We start from the raw sequence: 19922 nt of genomic DNA on the forward strand, positions 1-19922 counted from the left end.
TAGAGTTTAAGGCAGCTGTGCTGCTAAAGCGCACAAAAAAGACAAAAAAAGAAGCGGCAGCCTCATCGGGTTGCCGCTTCTTTTTTTGTGGGGGAAAAGCTGACTAGTTCTTCATAATCTTGGTAGTGGAGTCCATACCTTGTCCAAGGATTTTGAGGATGTACATGCCTTTGCCAAGCTTTTGCAAGTCAAGTTCCAGCTTGTTTAGTCCGGCCTCAACTTCTAAGGACTGGGTCATTACGCGTCTACCATTCAGGTCGTAGAGTACTAACTCCACCGTCTGGTCATTTGGTGAGGTCAACGAAATCTTCACTCTATCCTGGAACGGATTTGGGTATACCTGCGTGGTCAGCTCGTTGGCCAGACCCTTGGCATTCACGGCGATGACATTGCTGAAGGCAAAGTCGCCATCAAAGTCTACTTGCTTGAGCCTGTAGTACACCGTGCCTTGTACTGGCGTTCTGTCGGTGTATTCGTACTTAGTCTCCAAGCTAGTGGTACCCTGGCCTTTCACAGTGCCTATAATCTCAAAAGACTTACCGTCTTGGCTGCGCTGTACCTCAAAGCGGTCATTGTCGTCTTCCGAGGCAGTGAGCCACTGCAGGTGTGCCTGGTTGTCACGCACAACCGCCGTAAAGTATACCAGCTCGACTGGGAGCGGAACCACAACCGGTGCATTGCCTAAGATTCGGATGATGATGCTTAGATTAGTAGGTACGCCAAACTCATCTGTTAGCGTAATGGAGAGCGGGTATACACCTTCTTCCAATGCAGCTGCATTCATTACAAAAATGTTACCAACCGTGCCAGCTTCTTGTGAAAGGGCGGTGCCTGGAGGAAGGCTTCCCATTGTAATCGTAGCACTAGTAATAACACCGTCCGAATCTGACGCTGTCGCCAGAACATTTCCATTAGTATACAGGTTTCTGTAATTCGGCACTGCAATGGTATAGGTTGCAGGACAGTTTAAAGTGATAGTTACTCGGTCCTGAGAGGTACTGGTGCTAGCTCCGCAAGTAATGCGTGCTGTCCATTCAAAAACATACACACCTCCCGGTATCAGGCCTTCTACAGACGATGTAGGATTGTTTGGATTTATGAATCTGGCAGTTGATGGGCCACTTACCTGGCCCCAAGTGCCAATACCTGGTGTTACGTCGTTACCTTGTAGTACAACAGTACTTCCGCAAGCTATGGTATCTAGGCCAGCATCAGCTTGTTCAACACCATTATTTACCTGAACTGTAGCGGTGTTGAGCAGAGTCAGCGTGCCACAAGTATTTGTGCCGGTCTCGGTTACTTGCACATAGTAGGTTGCTGGACCTGTAGTCAGTGGACCAGTCGTAATGCCTACTAGGCCTCCGGTTCCAGTAAAGTTTCCATTAATATCTGTTACGCCTGTTTGTATGAGTGCAGGGTCTACGCTAGGATTGTTTGTAGCACCAAGTCTTCTGCGTATCACATATCTGAAATTAGTGCCCTGCTCTGTAGCAACAAATATTGTTGTTGCTCCCCCCACGCATATATTGCTGGCCTCCGGAAAGACAATATTGGTGATAGAAGGATTTCTAATAGCGGCAGTGGCCTGACCTGGAAGCGTGATGCTGCATGGTTCTGTGCCTGTTCTTGGTGTAACTCGCAAACTGAAAGTAGTGAACGTATTCACTTGTCCTGCTTGCACAATGATTGCATTAGTGGCGCCTGGTGTCGGAGAACCTACTGGTAGACCTGTTGCTTCGTTCAAAAACTGATAATTATAAGCCGAGTTGGTTCCAGTGATGGAGAAGCTAACCGCTTGACCCGGACATATAGACTGATTGGCATTGGTGATAACTAGACCAGTAGTGACAGGCTGCGGGCGCACAGTTACTGTTGTAGTGTTAGTGGAAATAGCATCACAGTTTGTGCCACTTACCCTTCTGGCTCTATACCGGAGGGTTCGGGTAACATCTGAAATTGTCAGATTAGTAAGAGGACCTGAAACCAAGGTAATAGGTCCACCGGTGCCAACTACAGAGGTGCCAGATTCGGTCCCATCAGGCAGTAGCAGTCTGTATGATATGCCAAACTCAGAACCAGACAAAGTAACACTTACGGTGGTTCCTCCGCAAACTGTTGTGGTTACTGGTGCCAGAGTAAAGGTGGTGGCTGGGGTATTACAAGTTACTATAACAGGGTTTGCCAGTGCGCTTTCACAGCCACCTGCTGTTGGAGTGAATGTGGCGGATACGGAAGCGCCGGCAAACAATTCTAAGGATGAAATCCCGCTCACTGTCCAGGCTCCATTGTTTACAGTGGCCGTAGTGGGGAATGGAGTTCCTTCAATGTAAAGTGTGATAGTTGCTCCGTTTGCAGACGCTGGAGCAGTTCCTGATACAGTGGTAGCCCCTTCGGTGATGGGACTGTTGACCGTCAACACTCCGGTTGGATTAGGAGTAGCCGTCACTGCGTTGGAGTTGACACTTCTGATACTTCCAGTAGCTAGCGCCCTTGCTGTGATGGCGGTACCTGCTGGTAAGCCACCTCCTGCAGCTGCAGTTAAGTCTGCTGCCCAAACACCTGTGCTGGTGACTGTAGCAGTGATAGGGGTTGTAGTTCCACTGCGGGTCACCAAGGTGCCGTTATCTGCTCCTGCCGTGCCACCTAAGTAGAACTGGATTACTGTGCCAGCCGGCTCCGTGGAGGTGCCTGATAAGGTTGTTACCAAGCCGCAGTCAGGTTGGTTGATGGTTGGTGTGGTTGTAAATCCAACTACAGAAAGCGGATTGGCTGAGGCGTTGGAGAGCGCTGTACAGCCAGTTGATGCTACCTCTGTCCTGACAGTAAGGATATCTCCTGCGGTGATTGCTGGCGTTACATCGGTTACATTAAGAGTACGTGTAGTTGCGTTGCCCGTAATAGCCTCTTTAACATTGGTGGCTATCCCATTTCTATAAAGCACTAACGAGCCGCTCGTCACTCCGCCATAATCAATACTAACTATAATAGATGCCAGATTGGCTGGTACCTGTGTCGGTGTGGGGCTGGACGTGATTGTTTGTGTTACGGCACCATAGATTACACCTGTAATTGTCAAAATATTAGGGTTTACAGTGAAAGTATTAGAACCACCACCAGCACATATTGTATTCGAGAGAAGTGAAGTGCAATTTGGTGCATTTACGTTAGCGCTGGTTGGGGTCGTAGTTACCTGATAATTACCTGTAATTGTCTGATCCAGTACAAATCCTGCAACAACGTACGTGCTTCCTGCAGTTAAATTCAGGACTTCGCTTGTGTGAACAACAGTTGGTTGTGTGGGATTAGTGGTATTATAGAAAGTAAGTACTTGGGGGCCATTAATGCTGGGGATTATAGTGAATACTTTATTTGGTCCTCTAGGTGCTGATTGAGTACCAGTGATTCTTGGTGCGGCCGGAGGAGTGCACTGTACTGTCGTAACCGTAACGGCGTTTGACACTGGTGAAATGGTTTCCCCAGGAGCCGTCACTCTGGCTGTGATGATACTTCCAGCAGTCAACGTACCAGCTGGAATATTAGTAAGTGTCCAGGTGCCGTCAGCACCTACTGTAGGACAGGTAAGCTGGTTTGCTCCACCACATATTTGAGTAGTAGTTTGGGTAGCACCCTGTGTAGTAGTTCTAATTACTGTCACCAGTGAACCAGGAGCCTCTATGGATGTGCCGGATATGGAAGTGCTGGTAGTGGTGATTGGGCTAATCAAGAATGGAGCAGTGGACGCTACAGGAGCAATGCCTGGCGTCTGCAATTGTGCCGGGGTAGTTGGTGGGAATATGCCTAATAATGCGCGCCACGCAGCCGGAGCGTCTGCGTTGTAGGCCTGGTAATTTATTCCACCTACATCAGCTATAGCAGTTGGGTCAATCAAAGCACCTTGAGCTTTGTTAACGGTGCTGCCCACCATGCGCAGTGGGGTAGAGGCAGAAATTCCATTGCCAAAAACAGTGAGTGGCACGAAGAAATCATAGAAGAAGTCCGTGTCACCGCTTCCTATGCTCGCTGCCACAGCTCTCTGGGCATATTGTGTGGCCGCACCAGTGAAAATAGTTTGCGAGGAAGAGCCATTATGGGCAATCACTTTCACGTCAGAATTTGATGAGAACAATACTTCGTATTCGAACCCTGGATTTGCTCCTGTGCCTGTAGCGCTATTGTTGTTGTCAATCAGTACGCTATAGCCTCTTATGGCCGTAGATGTTCCCCCAACCCTGAATCGGAACATGAGGTTTTGGCCATTAAAGTAGGCCTGAACAGGAGAGGGGGGCGCCAAGTCCACATGACCGCCAGCCGCACCGTTTTGCAGGTCACCCAGGGGCTCAGATGATATGGTAGGAAAAGGGCGGTATGGAATCTCGCTTATGCCTGCTCCTACATCGCTAGCACCCGGAAAGCCAGTGGCTGCCGTGGATACATAGCCATCACTGTTGGGGTCTAATATCGCTGCGCCGCTAGTTGAAGCTGGCCGTACGATTAAACCGGGAGTCTGTGCAAAGGAAGCTGATGTGACCATCAAAGCTGCAAACAGCATCAGGAAATGATGCAGCAGCAGCTTTTTGTGTAGATATTTTCTCATAGTACGTTGTAAAAATGTGCAAATTGTGAATTTTGTTTGGTTGATAAATTGCGTGTCCATCAGAATAGGCTAAGTTCAATTTTGACTCTACTCCGATGTTGTGGTTTTCCTATATACGGTAGGTGAAGGCAAAACTATAGTGTGCAATTCTGGTTTTGGCTACTGCTCTAAGGCAATAGTGTACAGGCGGGTCAAGCTAAAAATAGACTATTAGAGATAGTCTATTTTTATATTTATGCATTATTGTTCCCCTAGTGCATTATAGGATTGCTCCTAAAGATGATGCATTGTAAAATATATATATATAAAGTATCTTTTGTTATATAGTATTTAGTACAATAAAAAATTTATAATATGGAATATATAGAGTGTATTATAAATTAGAAAAATCCTGTATAGTTTATTTTATCGCTCTATATAGAAGTATAGATAGGAAAAGGTATAGCTGGTGAGAAGCGATGACTTCATTGAAATTTAGTGCTATGGTTTAGGTATAGCTTCGCTACAATTAAAATGACAGAACACGCCTAAGAATAACACAGGCTGCATTGCCCCCAAATCCTGCAGCGTTCACCATCACCCGACTGATATGAGAAGGGCGGGAGAAAGGTATAGCAGCCGGATAAGGTATAGGAGCAAGGCGTTGGCTACGCAGCAGATACAGGGCATAGTGCATGCTCAAAGCTCCGGAGGCACCTAGCGTATGGCCCAACAGCCATTTGTTTGTGGTGATGGCCGGTGCAAGCACACTGAAAACAGTCTCTATAGCTGCCAATTCGGCTTTGTCGCCTGCGTAAGTGCCGGGGGTGTGGGTAATAATCACATCAACGCCTTGGTTTTGTGAAGGCAGTTGGCTGAGGGCATGGCGCATAGCCTGCTGAAAGTTCTGCCCTTGTGCTGATATGCCTGTTTTGCTCCCGATTCGCTCAAAACCCAACCCTATGGCTTCAACCACTATATCACCCGCAGCAAGGTCAGCTGTATCGGCCTTTTCAAGAGCAAACACGGCGGCGCCTTCACCCAGTGTAAAGGTGTTCTGCTTCTCCAGCGCGTATGGCTGACAAGGATAAGGGTGGTTGTGTAATTTGGAGTAGATACCGATGGCTTTCATTTGGGCGATGGTGAAATCGGTCAGCGGGGCCTCGGTCCCTCCGGCTAGGAACCGCTCTGCCATACCTGCCCGAAGCCAAGCAGCCCCGTTGGCAACCGCCATGAGCGCTGTGCTGCAGGTGATGGAGTGGCTGATTTGGGCCCCACCGGCGCCGACCGCCTGTGCCACCCAACTGGAGAGGTTGCCTAAGGTGGTGGTGGGGGAGGAGGAAGGGGAAATCCGCTCTTGCTGAAACGCCTCAAAGTGCGATTCGAACAGGCCGGTGGCGCCACGCGAGGACCCGATGTTGACCGCCAAGCCCTCCTGCTGGGAATCTGTGTCCCGAGATAGCCACCCCGCCTGCTCAGTGGCCTGCCGGGCGGCGTATATCGCCAGTAGCACGGAGCGGTCCAGGTGCCTGTAATCCGGGTTGGACTGCACCAGTTGCTGCAGCTTTTGCTCAGCTTCAGCCGGGAGCGAGGCTACGGGAGTAGGCTGGCCCTGGTGCAGGATGGTGCTGAAAGCTTGTATGCCTGCAAGATACGCCTCTGCCGATGTGGCATCGTCCGAACCGAGTGGCGAAATGACGCCGCACCCCCTGATGACGATATGTTCCTTCGCTGCTTCCAATTGTATACAAAGGTAGTGGCAGAGGGATACTTTTGAATGATGAATAGAGAATTAATTCTGATTCTCCAGCGCACTTTTTCTTATCAGATTGGCTCTAGGCCAATCGAGGTATAGGTGCGTCCATATCAATCGTGCAAGGTTGTGTTTGTTGGAGGTTCGAAGTAGCGTTTGCCAGTAACCAGTTCCTGCATTCCCAAGATGGTTTGGTATACCTTATCCAGTTGCTCATCGGTAATGCAGTAGGGGGGGATGATGTAGATGATGTTGCCGAGCGGACGCAGTATGACACCCTGTTCCAGGGCGAAGCTATACAGGGTATCGCCCCACTTGCTGAAGTAGGAGGTGCCTCCCGCTTCGAATTCCACTGCCAGAATGGTGCCCTGTTGCCGCACCTGGGCTATACCTGGCATAGTGGCTATACCTTGCGCAAAGGTCTCGTGGCGTAGGCTGAGGCGGTTGATGTCCTGCTGCGTTCCATCTTGTAGTAACAGGTCCAGGCTGGCGAGGCCAGCGGAGCATGCCACAGGGTTGGCAGTATAGCTGTGGCCGTGGAACAGGGTCTTGCGCTTGTCGTCGTGCAGGAAGGCCTCGTAGATTTTCTCGTTGCAGGAAGTAGCGCCCAGTGCCATGGTACCCCCTGTGAGGCCTTTGGAAAGCGTCACTATGTCGGGTTTGCGTGGCACGTAATCGCTGGCGAAGGTATGGCCGGTGCGCCCAAAGCCTGTCATCACCTCATCGGCAATGGTCAGTATATCAAATTGTTGGCAAATTTCCAGCAGCCTGTCCAGCACCTCCGGGGAATACATGACCATACCGGCCGTGCCCAACACCAGCGGCTCGTAGATGAAAGCGGCTATGTCTCCGTCTTGTGCCAATTCCTCCAGTTGCTTTACTGTCTCTTCTTCCCGTCCAGGTATAGGCACATCAATAAAAGCCACCTCAAACAGGTAGGACCAGAAGGGAGCGGTGAAGGCGCTGCGGGCACTTACGGCCATGGCCCCAAAAGTATCGCCGTGGTAGCTGTCGCGGAAAGCAATGATTTTCCTTTTGGGCGTGCCCGTGTTCTGCCAGTATTGTATCGCCATCTTCAAGGCCACCTCCACCGCCGTGGACCCATTGTCGGAGTAAAAGATGCGACTCTGGCCCTGAGGCAGAATCTCAATCAGGCGCTCCGCAAAGGTGACGGCGGCCGGATGCGTGAAACCGGCAAAGATGACGTGCTCCAGCGTCTGCAGCTGCTCGGCTACTTTCTGGGCGATGTAGGGGTGCGCGTGTCCGTGCAGGTTCACCCACCAGGAAGCCACCGCATCAATGTAGCTTTTCCCATCCTCGGCATACAGCAGCGCGCCTTCTCCCCGCACGATGGGTATAGGAAGGGCAGCGGTCTTCATCTGCGTATAGGGGTGCCAGATGAAGTTGTGGTCGCGTAGGGCTAGTGAATCGGAGGTAGGCATGTCTTACAGAGCGGTTTGTGCGAAAGTAGGAAAGGATACGGTATTTGCCTATTGATTGCTGGATAAAAGGCGCTGCAGTAGTTTCTTGCCCCGGCTCTGCATGGCCGGCAACCCGTCTTTCAGAAGAAACGTAATCTGGGCCTCCAACTCTTCTTTCACCCAAGGGAATTCAGCCCGCAGGTTTACCAGCACATCCAGGCAATTTACCTTCACAGCAACGGGTGTGCGGATGGCTATCAGCCATTCAAACACGGTTTCAACCACTGCTGCATGCTCCGTTACAGTCAGCCAAGCTTGTTTATATACAGGCGCTGCTACCGGGCTTGTGCAGCACATCAGGATTTTGGTGAAATGCCGCTGACAACTCAAGTTGTGCTGCTCAGGTAATCGTGCTATAAACTCCTGCAGGTATGGCGCAAAATGGTCCGGGTAGGTATAGGCAACATGCTCCAGCACCCAGGAGGCCCGAAAGGCGACAGTTCTGACTTTTTGAAAAGAAAACGTCAGCAGGTCCTGCACAAAGTTTTGCCCGGAGACGGCCTGTTTGGCAAGCTTCTGCACACCTATTTTGGTCAGTGGGCGCGACAAAGCCTGGAGCAGTCTGGCTGAATCCATAAGCAGAGTTAGAGAATTTTCGAAACGTCAGGTATAGTAGAGTCTACTCGATAGGCAATGTGTAAGGCTGTACTTAATTTAAAGTGGAATGATTTACAGGTACGGCACGAATTCCCTTGCGTATTCGGCCACCGTCTCCTGACAGAAATCCGCTTCCTGCCGGATAGAGGGAAGGCGACGCAAACCGGTATACTTGATAATGAAGTCCTCGGATGTCTGGTTCTCCTCGCCGTTGAAGATGATGCCGGCCACCGGTACTTTGCGGTAGCGCAGCACTTCTGCCGTGAGTAGGGTATGGTTGATGCTGCCCAGGTAGTTGCGGGAGACCAGTATCACCTCCAGCCCCAACTGCTGCACCAGGTCCAGTACCAGGTAGCGCTTGTTCAGGGGCACCATTAAGCCTCCGGCGCCTTCCACTATCAGGTTGTTCTGTGTGTCGGGCAGTGTCAAGCCGTGGACGTCAATCTCTATACCTTCGGCCGCCGCCGCCTTATGTGGCGATGAGGCCATTTTGAGGCGGTAGGCTTCCGGGTGGAACACGGATTGCTCATTCGAGACCAGACTCTTGACCATGTCTGTGTCGGTGAAGTCAAGGCCGCCCGCTTGCACGGGTTTCCAGTAATCGGCCTGCAGGGCTTCGGTGAGTATGGCTGCGGCAACAGTCTTGCCTACGTCCGTACCGATGCCTGTTACAAAATATCGTTTCATGTCCCTTTCGCTAAGGCCTGCACGAGGCCGTCAATTTCATCTTCTGTATTATATGCATGCACAATCACGCGAAGCCTTTCCGTGCCAGCAGGCACAGTAGGGGGCAGCACGGGTCGCACATCAAAGCCATCTTGTTGCAGCGCAGCCGCTAGCGCCTTGAGCTGCTGGGGCTGTTGCGGGAAAACAGACAGTATCATGCTGTTTTCCGGGGTGCAGCGTATGCCGCTAAGTTTGTTCAGTTTCAGGTACAGTCGGGTAGCGAGTTGCTGCACGCGCTCTCGCTCCGGCTTGAGTTCGGGCAGCAGGGTATAGGCGCACTTCAGGGCTACCAGCGCATGCGTAGGCAGGCCTGTCGTGTAAATGAATGCTCTGCTATAGTTAATCAGAAAGTCACGCAGCACTCTGGGCCCTACCACGGCGGCACCGTGGCAGCCCATGGCTTTGCCACAGGTGATGACCTGCGCGAATACCTGTTCCTGCAGCCCCAGGGCCACAGTCAGGCCTTCTCCTTTTTCGCCGTATAAACCCACGGCATGGGCTTCGTCAACAATTAACGTGGCTCCTTGTGCGTTACATAGCTGAGCCAGTTCCCGCAGGGGAGCCTGGTCACCATCCATGGAGTATACTGATTCCACCACCACGTATACCTGCCCGGTCGCATGCTTCAGCTTCTGCCGCAGGTCTTCCACGCTGTTGTGCCGGAAGCTGTAGGTTTTGGCATAACTCAGCCGCAGGCCGTCCTTCATAGAGGCATGGCTGGCTTCGTCATAGAACACGGTGTCGCCACGCTGCGGCAGGGCAGACAGCAGCCCCACGTTAGCGGTATAGCCCGAGTTGAAAAGCAGTGCCGCCTCCCCCTGGTGGTAGGACGCGATGGTATCTTCCAGCTCTTCGAAAAGGCTGTGGTTACCGGACAACAGTCGGGAGCCTGTCGCTCCCAATGGCAAGTGTCTGTAATGTTCCTCTTCCTGCTGGATAAGCGCCCGCAACCGTTCAGAGCGGGCAAGGCCGAGGTAATCGTTCGAGCAGAAGTCAACGAGGCCAGTAGTGGTTTTGAGCGTACGCAGAGTGTTCTGCGCCGCCCTTTCCGCCAGCTTCTGCTGTAATTTTTGAGACAAAGGAATATTTGACAAAGGACAGAGCAATCAAAGACGGTGAGTCAATCTACAAAAAGTCTTTTGTCTTCTGTCTATTTAGCACACGTGCTGCACTTCTTCTTTGAATGATTTCCGTGGAGTCAAACCTAACAAGTCGAACATGGCCTTGTCGGCATCGAAATCCGGGTTTGGAGTCGTCAGCAGCTTCTCGCCTGTGAAAATAGAATTCGCGCCGGCCAGGAAGCAAAGTGCCTGCTCGGTCACGTTCATCTGCTCACGGCCAGCCGAGAGGCGCACCATTGTCTTCGGCATCAGGATACGGGCCGTGGCAATCATGCGCACCATCTCCCAAACCGAAACACGCGGCTGGTTCTCCAACGGCGTCCCTTTCACGGGCACCAGCGCATTGACCGGTACCGACTCTGGGTGCTGCACCAAAGTAGACAAGGTATGGAGCATGCCTATGCGGTCTTCATCCGTCTCGCCCAACCCGATGATTCCACCCGAGCAAACCGATATACCTGCTTTCCGCACGTTCTCAATGGTGTCGAGACGGTCGTCGTAGGTGCGGGTCGTGATGATGTTTGAATAGTTTTCCTCTGACGTGTCGAGGTTGTGGTTGTAGGCATATAAACCAGCCTCTTTCAGCTTCTCGGCCTGGTACTCGTTCACCATACCCAGGGTACAGCATACTTCCAAGCCCATCTCGTTCACCCCCTTCACCATGTCCAGCACTTTGTCGAAGTCGCGGTTGTCGCGCACCTCGCGCCAGGCGGCACCCATGCAGAAACGGGTGGAACCGCCATCTTTGGCACGCTGCGCCGCCGTGAGCACCTGCTCCTGGCTCAGCAGCTTGTGCACCTCCACATCGGTATGGAAACGGGCCGCTTGCGGACAGTAAGCACAGTCTTCGGGACAGCCGCCGGTTTTCACGGATAGCAGGGTGCATACCTGCACCTCACCAGTAGCCTGGTGTTGCTTGTGCACAGTGGCTGCCTCTACAATAAGCTCCAGCACGGGCTTGTAGTAAATCGCCTTGATTTCCTCCAGGCTCCAGTCGTTTCGAATAGCTGCGTTCTGTCCGTTTAGTGTCGTCATACTCGGGGGTTTGGATTACGAAGATAATTTGAAGAATTAGTAATAAAAAATCAACCCTGGGGGTATGTTTGGTGGATAACTTGTTAACTTATTCAGCAGCTGGCCTATTGCTGTGGAAAAAATGGTTTGTGAATTTGTATAGAAGATGAATTCATCGATTTTGGCGGAGACACTGTGGAGGCTGGGTGTCTTTGAAACGGCAGCCACCCCAGGTAATCGTGACAGTCAGACAGAATGCGGTCAGCAGATAGAGCATGGCTTCATGAGATGGCTAGGTGTACAGGCGAGTTTTCAGGTATGGATTTGGAGGAGGGGCAGTTACAAAGCGCTGTACGGTTGAAGCGTAAAGGCAACAGCGAAGCCAGAACTCAGGTATAAGCGGAGTGATTTGAGTGCAATTCAATTACTTAACCCAAGCAGGCCTATGTATCAGACTTCTACGTTGGAGAACAAAAAACAGGTATTCGTGACTCCTGAGGGAGTAGTCAAGTGGCTGGGCGTGGTTGTTTTTATCCTGTTGTTGGCCAATATCACCGGCATCGTACTGGAAAACATTGTGCAATCGGAGGCCAGGTTTACCCGCATACTAGTGCGCTACTTCGATTTCAATGGCGAGAGCAACATACCTGCCTTCTTCTCCTCGATCATTCTGCTGCTATCCGCTGCTATACTCTTCCTGATATACAAACAGCGAAGACACCAGGGCAAAACCAGGTATACCAGGCAATGGCTCCTGCTGGGGCTGCTGTTCGTTTTCCTGGCAGTGGATGAGAACGTGCAGTTACATGAACACGTGGCTGAGTTTGTGCGGCCACAACTGGGCAACGACCTGTCTGGCTTTCTGCACTGGGCCTGGGTGGTGCCATACGCTGTACTTACAGTGGCTGTGATGTTCTATTTCCTAAGGTTTGTGCTGCATCTTCCGCCGTTCACCCGTAGACTGGTTTTCATAGCAGGAGCCCTGTTTGTGACAGGTGCGCTCGGGCTGGAGCTGTTTGAAGGGTACCTCTACAAGCGGTATGGCATCGACCATCTCTACAACCGGATACTGTATTGCCTAGAAGAACTGATGGAGATGAGTGGAGTCGTGCTTTTCATTTACGCCCTGCTCCATTACCTGGCGCAGCGGGATACCCAGGTGGCACTCGTTCCGAAGGAGAATGCAGCATTGCAGCCGAAGTAAAACCAAAGCGGCTGCGCCAGAATATTCGTACCTTTGGCGTCGCCGGGCAGGTTGGCCGGTCTTTACAGCGCTTTACTATGTCATTCGCATCGCTCGGCTTGTCGGCCCCTATTCTCAAAGCCATTCAGGAACAAGGCTATACTTCTCCTTACCCTATCCAGACGGAAGCTATACCTGCCGTTCTGAAAGGAAGGGACATTTTAGGTATAGCCCAGACTGGCTCGGGCAAGACAGCCAGCTTCGCTTTGCCCCTATTGGAGATGTTCCAGAAGAAGCGCCCTACGCGGAACCGGTTTGTCAGCGCCCTGGTGCTGGTGCCTACCCGCGAGCTGGCGGTGCAGATAGAGGAGGTTTTCAAGAACTTCGGCTACCGGCTGGACCGGCAGGTAAAAACGCTGGCGGTGTATGGGGGCGTGTCCATCAACCCCCAGATGATGAAGCTCAGCGGTACAGACGTGCTTGTTGCCACTCCCGGCAGATTGTTGGACCTAATTTCCAGCAACGCAGTGCAGCTCTCAGAAGTAGAAGTGCTGGTGCTGGACGAGGCGGACAAGATGCTCAACCTGGGTTTTCAGGAGGAGGTGAATAAGATACTGGCCTTGCTGCCAGCCAAGCGCCAGAACCTGCTTTTCTCGGCCACACTCAGCGGCGACGTAGACAGCCTGGTGGCAGCTTCCTTATCAGACCCATTGAAAATAAGCATACAGGAAGAGGCCTCTGTACCGGACCTCATCAAGCAAGTAGCCTACCAGGTGGCCCCCGAAAAGAAGGGACCGCTGCTGCGCTACCTCATCCGGCAAAACGACATGCAGCAGGTGCTGGTGTTCGCCTCCTCCATACGCACAGCCGACAACGTGGCGGGCAAGCTGCAGAAGCACGGCATAGAGGCGGCCGCTTTTCATGGCGACAAGAGCCAGGGCGGCAGAACGGAAGCGCTCAGGCAATTCAAGGCAGGAAAGCTGCGCGTGCTCGTAGCCACAGACCTGGCATCCAGAGGTATAGACATCAAGTTTCTGCCTTACGTCATCAACTATGAGCTGCCCCGCTCCCCCAAAGATTACGTGCACCGCATTGGCAGGACCGGACGCGCCGAGGCCTCCGGAGAAGCCATATCGATTATCACCCCTGAGGATGCCCACCACTTCAAAATCATCCAGAAGAAGATGGGCAGAAAGGTGGAGGTGCTGCCTACGGATGAATTCGATTTGCAAGGGCAGTAAGCGGGGAGCACAGGTATAGCGGCCCCCTTCCCGGCTTACTTTTTACGCATCAGGTGGTTGAGGTCGCCTGCCCGGAACCAGCGGTAGCCGTAGGCTTCGAGCGTGATGAAGTGCTTGCCTTTGTCGTCTGCTTCGCTCTCGTAGTTGACCATCAGGTCCACCAGCCGGATTTCCTTTTCCTGCTCTTCCTTGCGGGTCTGCTTCAGGTCCAGCACCACTTCGTGGGCCTTCTCGTCGAAGTTGTGCAGAATGAGGAGTGAACTGCCTTGCCAACTGTAGTGCATACATAATACGCTGGCCTTGTTGGTCTGTAGTATCTGCCATTCTCCCCAGCCTATCTCGGTACATTCCTGACGCAGGCGTATGAGCGCAGTCATCCAGTTCAGCAGCGAGTTGGGTTCACGGCGCTGCGCCTCCACATTAACGTGGTGGTAGGAGTAAGGGCCTTTGTCAATGACCGGGTGTACCAGCTTCTCCGCCTTCGAGAAACCGGCCTGGAAGTCATCTGTCCATTGCATGGGCGTACGCACAGCGTCCCGCTCCTTCAGGCTCAGGTCATCGCCCAGACCTAATTCATCGCCGTAGCGGATGACGGGTGTGCCGGGAAGTGAGAACATCAGGCTGTAGGCGAGCTCCGTCTGCTGCCTATTCCCGAGCATAGTGGAGAGCCTCCTGCGGATGCCTCTGTCATAGAGTTGCATGTTTTTATCCGGGCCAAAACGTGCGAAAACCTTCTCGCGTTGCTCATCGGTCAGGCGGCCCAGGTCCAGCTCGTCGTGGTTGCGCAGGAAGTGCGCCCACTGCACCGTAGGGAAGTGCGTGCGGGTCTGCTCCAGCGCGTCCACAAGCGGCTCAATGTCACCGGTGGCCAAGGCGTAGAACATGTGCTGGTTGACATAGAAATTGAACATCATCTGGATACCGTCGCCTTCCTCTCCAAAGTATGTCTTGTTCTCGTCGGGGAGCACGTTGGCCTCTCCGAGCAAGATGGCATCGCCCCGGCGCCACTGCAGGAAGCGGCGCATCTCACGAAGGTACTCGAAGTTGAGCGTAGGCTTTGCCGCGCCGGGTTTGGGCGATTCAATCATGAAGGGCACGGCATCTACCCGGAAACCACTTACCCCCAGTTGCAGCCAGAATCCCATGATTCGGCTGATTTCTTCCCTGACTTTGGGATTATCCATGTTGAGGTCAGGTTGGAATTTGTAGAAGCGGTGGTAGTACCAGGCTTTGGCTTTGTTATCGAACGTCCAAGTGGATTCCTGCACACCCGGAAAAACCATTCCTTCGTCCCAATCGGAAGGCTTTTCTTTGGACCACACGTACCAGTCGCGGTGTAGGGCGTCTTCGCTGCTGCGGGCATTCTGGAACCAGGGGTGTTGGTCAGAGGTATGGTTTACCACCAAATCGATGATGACTTTGATGCCGCGCTTGTTGGCCTGGTGCATGAACTCCACGAAGTTGCCGCTGGATCCATGCCGCGGGTCCACGCCGTAGTAGTCGTAGATGTCGTAGCCGTTGTCTTTGTTGGGAGTGGGTTGAAAAGGAGCCAGCCAGATGGTGTCAACGCCCATGGCGTTAAGGTAATCGAGGCGGCGGGTGAGACCTTCAAAGTCACCTACGCCGTCGCCGTTCAGGTCCATGAACGTCTCCAGGTCCAGGCTATAAATAATGGCGTTTTTGTACCAGAGCTCTTCAAGCATTGTAATAGGGGTTGGTTAATGATGTGTTCCGTCTATACGGGAACCAACCCTTAAAAGTAGGCGGCAAAGGGAGAAAGACCAGGCTGCTAAGGTATAGCCGAGGTGAATATGGAGGGGCTCGCGTGACCTAAAGTGCAGGCTTCTTTGCCTGCCATACCGCATACGACATCTCAAATTTGATTTCCCCTTTGCCATGCAGGCCAACTTCTTTCCAGCCCTGCTTTCGGTAAAATAGCGCGGCCCTGGTGCCGGGGTCTGTGCCCAGCCAGATGGTTTCTTTCGTCTTCCGGAAGTACCAGTCCAGCATCAGGTCGTGGAGGCACTTGCCTATACCTTGGCCTTCGTGCTCCGGTCTCAGGAAAAGCGCCCACACGTTGTGGTTCTGCAGGTCCACGATAGAGAACCCCGTCACCTGACCATCCACTTCGCATACCCACCCTTTACCGCGCTCGGTCAGATATAGCGCACAGAGTTCGTCAGTCACCAATGCAGGGTCTGACAGGATATTTTCCCTGACGGAGTGGCGGACGAGTTGGAGCTGGGGTATGTCGGCGGTGTTGGCTTCTCTGTAGTGCATCGTCTAAGATAAACAAAAAACCCTTGCCTGTTGAGCAAGGGTTTATGAGATTATGAGTAAGGTGGTTTACTTTGATTTCTCTTCCACGACCGCACCGTTACGGTACAGGATGGTGTTGTATACCTTGCCTTCCGGGTTGTGGTACTTCCAGGTGCCGGTGGCTTTGTTGTTGCGGTGCTGGCCCAATACCTCCACTTTTCCATCCTCGAAGTACTGCTTGTGCGAACCGAAGCGTAACCCATCCTTGTAGCTCGTCTCGGACTTCAGTTTACCGCTTGGGTAGAACTCCTGGCTGCTGAGGATTTTCCCGCTCTCGTATTTGTACTTCTCTTTGATTTGACCATTCTCGTGGTACACCAGGCGCTCGCCTACCAGTTTGTCGGCGTTGTAGCTTTCGGCCACCGATACCTTTTTGCCGGGCTCGTCAAAATATTCTTTCCAGTTGCCGGTGCGCAGCTTGTTCTTATACTGCTCTTCTGCCTTTATATTTCCGGAAGGGTAGTAGGTGGTGATTTTGCGGTCGTCGCCGTTATTGCTGTAAGTTCCTTCCTCCTTGAGTTTGCCGTCTTCATAGAACACCTGCGAAAGGCCTTGTATCTGTCCGTTGCGGTAGGTGACCATACCTCTGGGTTTCCCGCTCTCGAAGTAGGATTTGGAGGGACCGTGCATCTTGCCGGACACGAAGCTGCCCTCAGTGCTCAACTTGCCGCTGCGGTAGTAGCTCTTGAAGCTGCCATTGCGCTGGCCCGCCACGTTCACCACCTCTGTCTCCAACTGGCCGTTGTCGTGGTAGGTTTTATAGGAGCCCTCCAGCATGCCGTTGCGGTAGGTGGCGTCTGTCTCCAGGTTGCCGTTCTCGAAATAGGTTTTGGCAGGTCCGTTCTGCTTGCTGTTGCTATAGGTTATCTCTGATTTGAGTTTGCCGTTCGGATAATACTCGCGCACCAGTCCTTCGGGAAAGCCGTTGACAAAAGAGGTTTCTTTGCGGACGGAGCCATCGGCATAGAAGGTGCGGAACACGTCGCTCTGCTGGTCTTTGTCATAGCTGCCTTCTTGCAAGAGGCGACCGTCCGGGTGGAAGGCCCTGAACGGACCCTGCTTCTGGTCCTGCACATAGGTTACCTGCAGCTTGGGTTTGCCATTGGGGTAGAACTCCGTGAAGACACTGTCTTTCTTGCCCTCCACGAACTTGGCGAATGCCTCCCGCTCTCCGGTAGGGTAGTAGCGGGTATAGTGGCCTACTATGGAGGAATCGGGAGTGATGAAGTATACCTCCTTGACGGCGGTCATGGCCTCGTCGTGGAAGGTGGTGACTTTCGTCTGCGCGTATGCCGCTGTCTGCACCAGCGCCAGTACCAGCAAAGTGGAAAGGAATTTTGGCATAGGAATAAATATTACGGTTACTAGGGTAGAAGGCTATACCTTCTTTTTGGTAATCTCTTTAGCGACTAATTTCAGGAAGGGGTCTGCGTCTCTTACATATTTCTGCGCCAACTCAACCGCTTTTGCGTGGTTGACTTTGCTCAGGCTCATCAAGGCTCTTCTGATGACATACTTGTCGTCTTCCTGGTTAATCAGGTGCAGGAGCATCTTTTCACCACCCTCTACTTCTGTGTTTCCAAGCAGTTCGGCCATTTGCCACCTGGCCTGCGGTTGGTCAGAATAAACAGCCTTTCGCACAAACCGAAGCTTGTTCTCCAGTTTCTCCTCTACGCTCCTCAGTACCCGTCCCGACTCATTATCTATCGCCAGCGCATAAACGAGGAACTGGGCTAAATCGTGGTCGAAATCGCGGTCAAGCTGTTCCAGTGCCTCATTCGCCGCTTTGTACAGCTCGTCCCAGGCAGGGTACTCCACTTCCCATTCTCCCAGCCCTCTGTTCTCTGTATAGGTGTCGGGCGTCATGTTAGCCCACTCCCAAAATTTAGCCAGTTCAATCTCTAATGACATGCGTTCTTTAGTAGAGGTAAACACCAAAAGTATAAGAAACAGTTTACTATACAGGCGAAGTTATAAGCAAAGAAGCCCTACGTCCTAACGTAGGGCTTCCTGCAAAAAATATACCGTTACCGGCGAATTACATTTTCTCAATCACGAGGGCAGACGCGCCGCCACCGCCGTTGCAGATACCGGTCACACCGATTTTTCCACCTTTTTTGTCGAGCACGTTGCAAAGCGTAGCCACGATGCGGGCTCCGGAGGCGCCAAGTGGGTGACCCAGGGAGACCGCACCACCGAACACGTTCACGTTGCCGCCTTCCAAACCGAGCTTCTGGTTGTTGGCGATGGACACCACCGAGAAGGCCTCGTTGATTTCATAGAAATCCACTTCCTCTGGTGTTACACCTGCGTTTTTCAGCGCTTTAGGTATAGCCAGGGCTGGTGTGGTTGTGAACCAGATAGGGTCCTGCTCTGCATCTGCGAAGCCACGGATTTTAGCAATCGGCTTCACACCCAGCTCTTCAGCCATCTCTTTGCTCATGAGCAGGAGGGCAGCAGCGCCGTCGTTCAAAGTAGAGGCGTTGGCGGCCGTCACAGTGCCTTCCTTGTCGAACACAGGGCGCAGACCGGCCATCTTCTCGAAGTTGACCTTTCTGAATTCTTCGTCCTCTGTCACCAGGATAGGGTCTTTGCCACGCTGCGGAATCTCTATAGGAATGATTTCGTCCTTGAGCAGGCCGGCCTCTGCGGCGGCAGCCACTTTCTTGTAAGACTGCGTTGCATATTCATCCTGCATTTCACGGGTGATTTTCATTTCGCGGGCGGTGTTCTCAGCCGCGTTACCCATGTGGAAGTCGTTGTATACGTCCCACAGACCGTCCTTCACCAGACCGTCAATCATCTGGCCGTGGCCCATCTTGGCTCCGAAGCGGGCTTTGTCGAGGTAATAAGGCACATTGGACATGCTTTCCATACCACCTGCCACGATGATGTCTTTGTGGCCCAGCATGATGGCCTGCGCCGCGAACATGATGGCTTTGGTGCCAGATGCGCACACCTTATTCACAGTCGTACACTCCACCTCATAACCCAGACCAGCCTTCACAGCCGCCTGGCGCGCGGGAGCCTGCCCTACGTTAGCGGACAGTACATTGCCCATAATCACTTCCTGCACAAGGCTCTTGTCCACACCGGCTCTCTCGAGAGCGCCTTTGATAGCGGCTGCACCCAGGTCCGTAGCGGAAAGGCTAGCGAAAGCCCCGCCAAAGCTGCCAATCGGGGTGCGAACAGCCGAAATGATATATACTTCTTTGATTTGCATAGTGATATTGTGTCTAATAGTTTTATAGAGTGTGAATTTATCAGGATTCAGGCTGAAAACCAAACAATCGTTAGGGTAAAGGCGATTTGTGTGGATTAACGGCTTCTTGGTGAAAGTGTTGAGGTAGGGGATATCGGTTACTGAGCTAGGTTCAGCTGCCCTTTCTTTCCAAGGCGGATGGGGAACGATTGTCATCCCCCTGCCCTAACTGTCATTCCTTTTCATTGTTGTCATTCCGACGAAAGGAGGAATCTATTACTCTTCCGGTAGCGAATCCAGCGTCAGCGCAGATGCGGCTTTTTGTGAGCTTCCTTTATAACTAGCTCTCATGTTTCACCGCCGTTTCCCGCTGCGCTCGCACCGGCGGCGGGTAGGGTAACAGATTCCTCCTTTCGTCGGAATGACAGAAATAGGAGAATGGAGTGGAAGGTATGGCAGGAGAAGTCCAGGTATAGCCTTAACACCCCTCTTGCTCCCCTCAAGGGGAGAGCTTCCACTGTAGCTAAGTGGCAGCGGCCTGAGCGCGGTGCACCCTCTGACGCTCCACTGTTCGAGCGTTCAGCGAGTGGGGGTAGGGGCCCTCGAGAAAGGAGCGTCTTGATTCTTTTGCTTACTTTGGGGGTAGGGGCCCTCGATTCTCATCAAGGAAAAAAGTAAGGCCCGCCCGGCCAGGGCAGGCTATACAACAACT

General features: G+C 52.5%; 14 protein-coding genes. 2 read left to right on the forward strand and 12 right to left on the reverse strand.

What is annotated here, in order from left to right; translation table 11 throughout:
* Positions 1-103: 103 nt before the first annotated feature.
* The 7 genes from B051_RS22855 to bioB all read right to left on the reverse strand — a co-directional run bounded on the left by B051_RS22855 (position 104) and on the right by bioB (position 11286).
* Positions 104-4594, reverse strand: coding sequence for a T9SS type A sorting domain-containing protein (locus tag B051_RS22855; protein WP_245539641.1), 4491 nt, complete (start codon positions 4592-4594; stop codon positions 104-106).
* A 508-nt stretch (positions 4595-5102) separates the two neighbouring features.
* On the reverse strand, positions 5103-6314 hold the full coding sequence (locus B051_RS0115325) for a beta-ketoacyl synthase N-terminal-like domain-containing protein (protein WP_018479098.1): 1212 nt from the start codon (positions 6312-6314) through the stop codon (positions 5103-5105).
* Positions 6315-6439: 125 nt separating this feature from the next.
* Positions 6440-7768 carry an adenosylmethionine--8-amino-7-oxononanoate transaminase gene (gene bioA, locus B051_RS0115330; RefSeq protein WP_018479099.1) on the reverse strand — a complete coding sequence of 443 codons (1329 nt, stop codon included), beginning with the start codon at positions 7766-7768 and terminating at the stop codon, positions 6440-6442.
* Between the two features lie 48 nt (positions 7769-7816).
* Entirely contained in the window at positions 7817-8383 is a 567-nt protein-coding gene (locus B051_RS22035; RefSeq protein ID WP_018479100.1) for a hypothetical protein, read from the reverse strand.
* 93 nt (positions 8384-8476) lie between these two features.
* Positions 8477-9091 carry a dethiobiotin synthase gene (gene bioD / locus B051_RS0115340; protein WP_018479101.1) on the reverse strand — a complete coding sequence of 205 codons (615 nt, stop codon included), beginning with the start codon at positions 9089-9091 and terminating at the stop codon, positions 8477-8479.
* Complete coding sequence (locus B051_RS0115345; protein ID WP_407636257.1) at positions 9088-10215, reverse strand: aminotransferase class I/II-fold pyridoxal phosphate-dependent enzyme; 1128 nt, start codon at positions 10213-10215, stop codon at positions 9088-9090. Before B051_RS0115345 ends, bioD begins: the two co-directional genes overlap by 4 nt.
* A gap of 69 nt (positions 10216-10284) precedes the next feature.
* Complete coding sequence (gene bioB / locus B051_RS0115350; protein ID WP_018479104.1) at positions 10285-11286, reverse strand: biotin synthase BioB; 1002 nt, start codon at positions 11284-11286, stop codon at positions 10285-10287.
* Between the two features lie 424 nt (positions 11287-11710).
* Here bioB and B051_RS0115360 point away from each other — a divergent pair, with 424 nt between their 5' ends.
* Entirely contained in the window at positions 11711-12469 is a 759-nt protein-coding gene (locus B051_RS0115360) for a hypothetical protein (RefSeq protein WP_018479106.1), read from the forward strand.
* Positions 12470-12546: 77 nt separating this feature from the next.
* Positions 12547-13689, forward strand: a complete 1143-nt coding sequence (locus B051_RS0115365; RefSeq protein ID WP_018479107.1) for a DEAD/DEAH box helicase — start codon at positions 12547-12549, stop codon at positions 13687-13689.
* 35 nt (positions 13690-13724) lie between these two features.
* Here the strand turns inward: B051_RS0115365 and B051_RS0115370 are convergent, their stop codons facing one another.
* From B051_RS0115370 to B051_RS0115390, 5 genes are all read right to left on the reverse strand, one after another.
* Positions 13725-15392, reverse strand: a complete 1668-nt coding sequence (locus tag B051_RS0115370; RefSeq protein ID WP_018479108.1) for an alpha-amylase family protein — start codon at positions 15390-15392, stop codon at positions 13725-13727.
* A gap of 127 nt (positions 15393-15519) precedes the next feature.
* Positions 15520-15969: a GNAT family N-acetyltransferase gene (locus B051_RS0115375; RefSeq protein ID WP_018479109.1), complete on the reverse strand. Its 450-nt coding sequence runs from the start codon at positions 15967-15969 to the stop codon at positions 15520-15522.
* 66 nt (positions 15970-16035) lie between these two features.
* Positions 16036-17352, reverse strand: a complete 1317-nt coding sequence (locus B051_RS0115380) for a toxin-antitoxin system YwqK family antitoxin (protein ID WP_018479110.1) — start codon at positions 17350-17352, stop codon at positions 16036-16038.
* A gap of 33 nt (positions 17353-17385) precedes the next feature.
* Positions 17386-17919, reverse strand: a complete 534-nt coding sequence (locus B051_RS0115385) for a HEAT repeat domain-containing protein (protein ID WP_026236441.1) — start codon at positions 17917-17919, stop codon at positions 17386-17388.
* 127 nt (positions 17920-18046) lie between these two features.
* A complete protein-coding gene (locus B051_RS0115390) occupies positions 18047-19231 on the reverse strand; it encodes an acetyl-CoA C-acyltransferase (protein WP_018479111.1) in 1185 nt (394 codons plus the stop codon).
* Positions 19232-19922 lie beyond the last annotated feature (691 nt).

Origin of the sequence: Pontibacter roseus DSM 17521 (assembly GCF_000373265.1) — a bacterium.
Taxonomy (GTDB): Bacteria; Bacteroidota; Bacteroidia; order Cytophagales; family Hymenobacteraceae; genus Pontibacter; species Pontibacter roseus.

Coding starts and splice junctions, on each gene's coding strand:
- B051_RS0115380 (WP_018479110.1), bottom strand. CDS start 17,352: ATGCCAAAATTCCTTTCCACTTTGCTGGTACTGGCGCTGGTGCAGACA.
- bioB (WP_018479104.1), bottom strand. CDS start 11,286: ATGACGACACTAAACGGACAGAACGCAGCTATTCGAAACGACTGGAGC.
- B051_RS0115360 (WP_018479106.1), top strand. CDS start 11,711: ATGTATCAGACTTCTACGTTGGAGAACAAAAAACAGGTATTCGTGACT.
- bioD (WP_018479101.1), bottom strand. CDS start 9,091: ATGAAACGATATTTTGTAACAGGCATCGGTACGGACGTAGGCAAGACT.
- B051_RS0115385 (WP_026236441.1), bottom strand. CDS start 17,919: ATGTCATTAGAGATTGAACTGGCTAAATTTTGGGAGTGGGCTAACATG.
- bioA (WP_018479099.1), bottom strand. CDS start 7,768: ATGCCTACCTCCGATTCACTAGCCCTACGCGACCACAACTTCATCTGG.
- B051_RS0115370 (WP_018479108.1), bottom strand. CDS start 15,392: ATGCTTGAAGAGCTCTGGTACAAAAACGCCATTATTTATAGCCTGGAC.
- B051_RS22035 (WP_018479100.1), bottom strand. CDS start 8,383: ATGGATTCAGCCAGACTGCTCCAGGCTTTGTCGCGCCCACTGACCAAA.
- B051_RS0115390 (WP_018479111.1), bottom strand. CDS start 19,231: ATGCAAATCAAAGAAGTATATATCATTTCGGCTGTTCGCACCCCGATT.
- B051_RS0115365 (WP_018479107.1), top strand. CDS start 12,547: ATGTCATTCGCATCGCTCGGCTTGTCGGCCCCTATTCTCAAAGCCATT.
- B051_RS22855 (WP_245539641.1), bottom strand. CDS start 4,594: ATGAGAAAATATCTACACAAAAAGCTGCTGCTGCATCATTTCCTGATG.
- B051_RS0115375 (WP_018479109.1), bottom strand. CDS start 15,969: ATGCACTACAGAGAAGCCAACACCGCCGACATACCCCAGCTCCAACTC.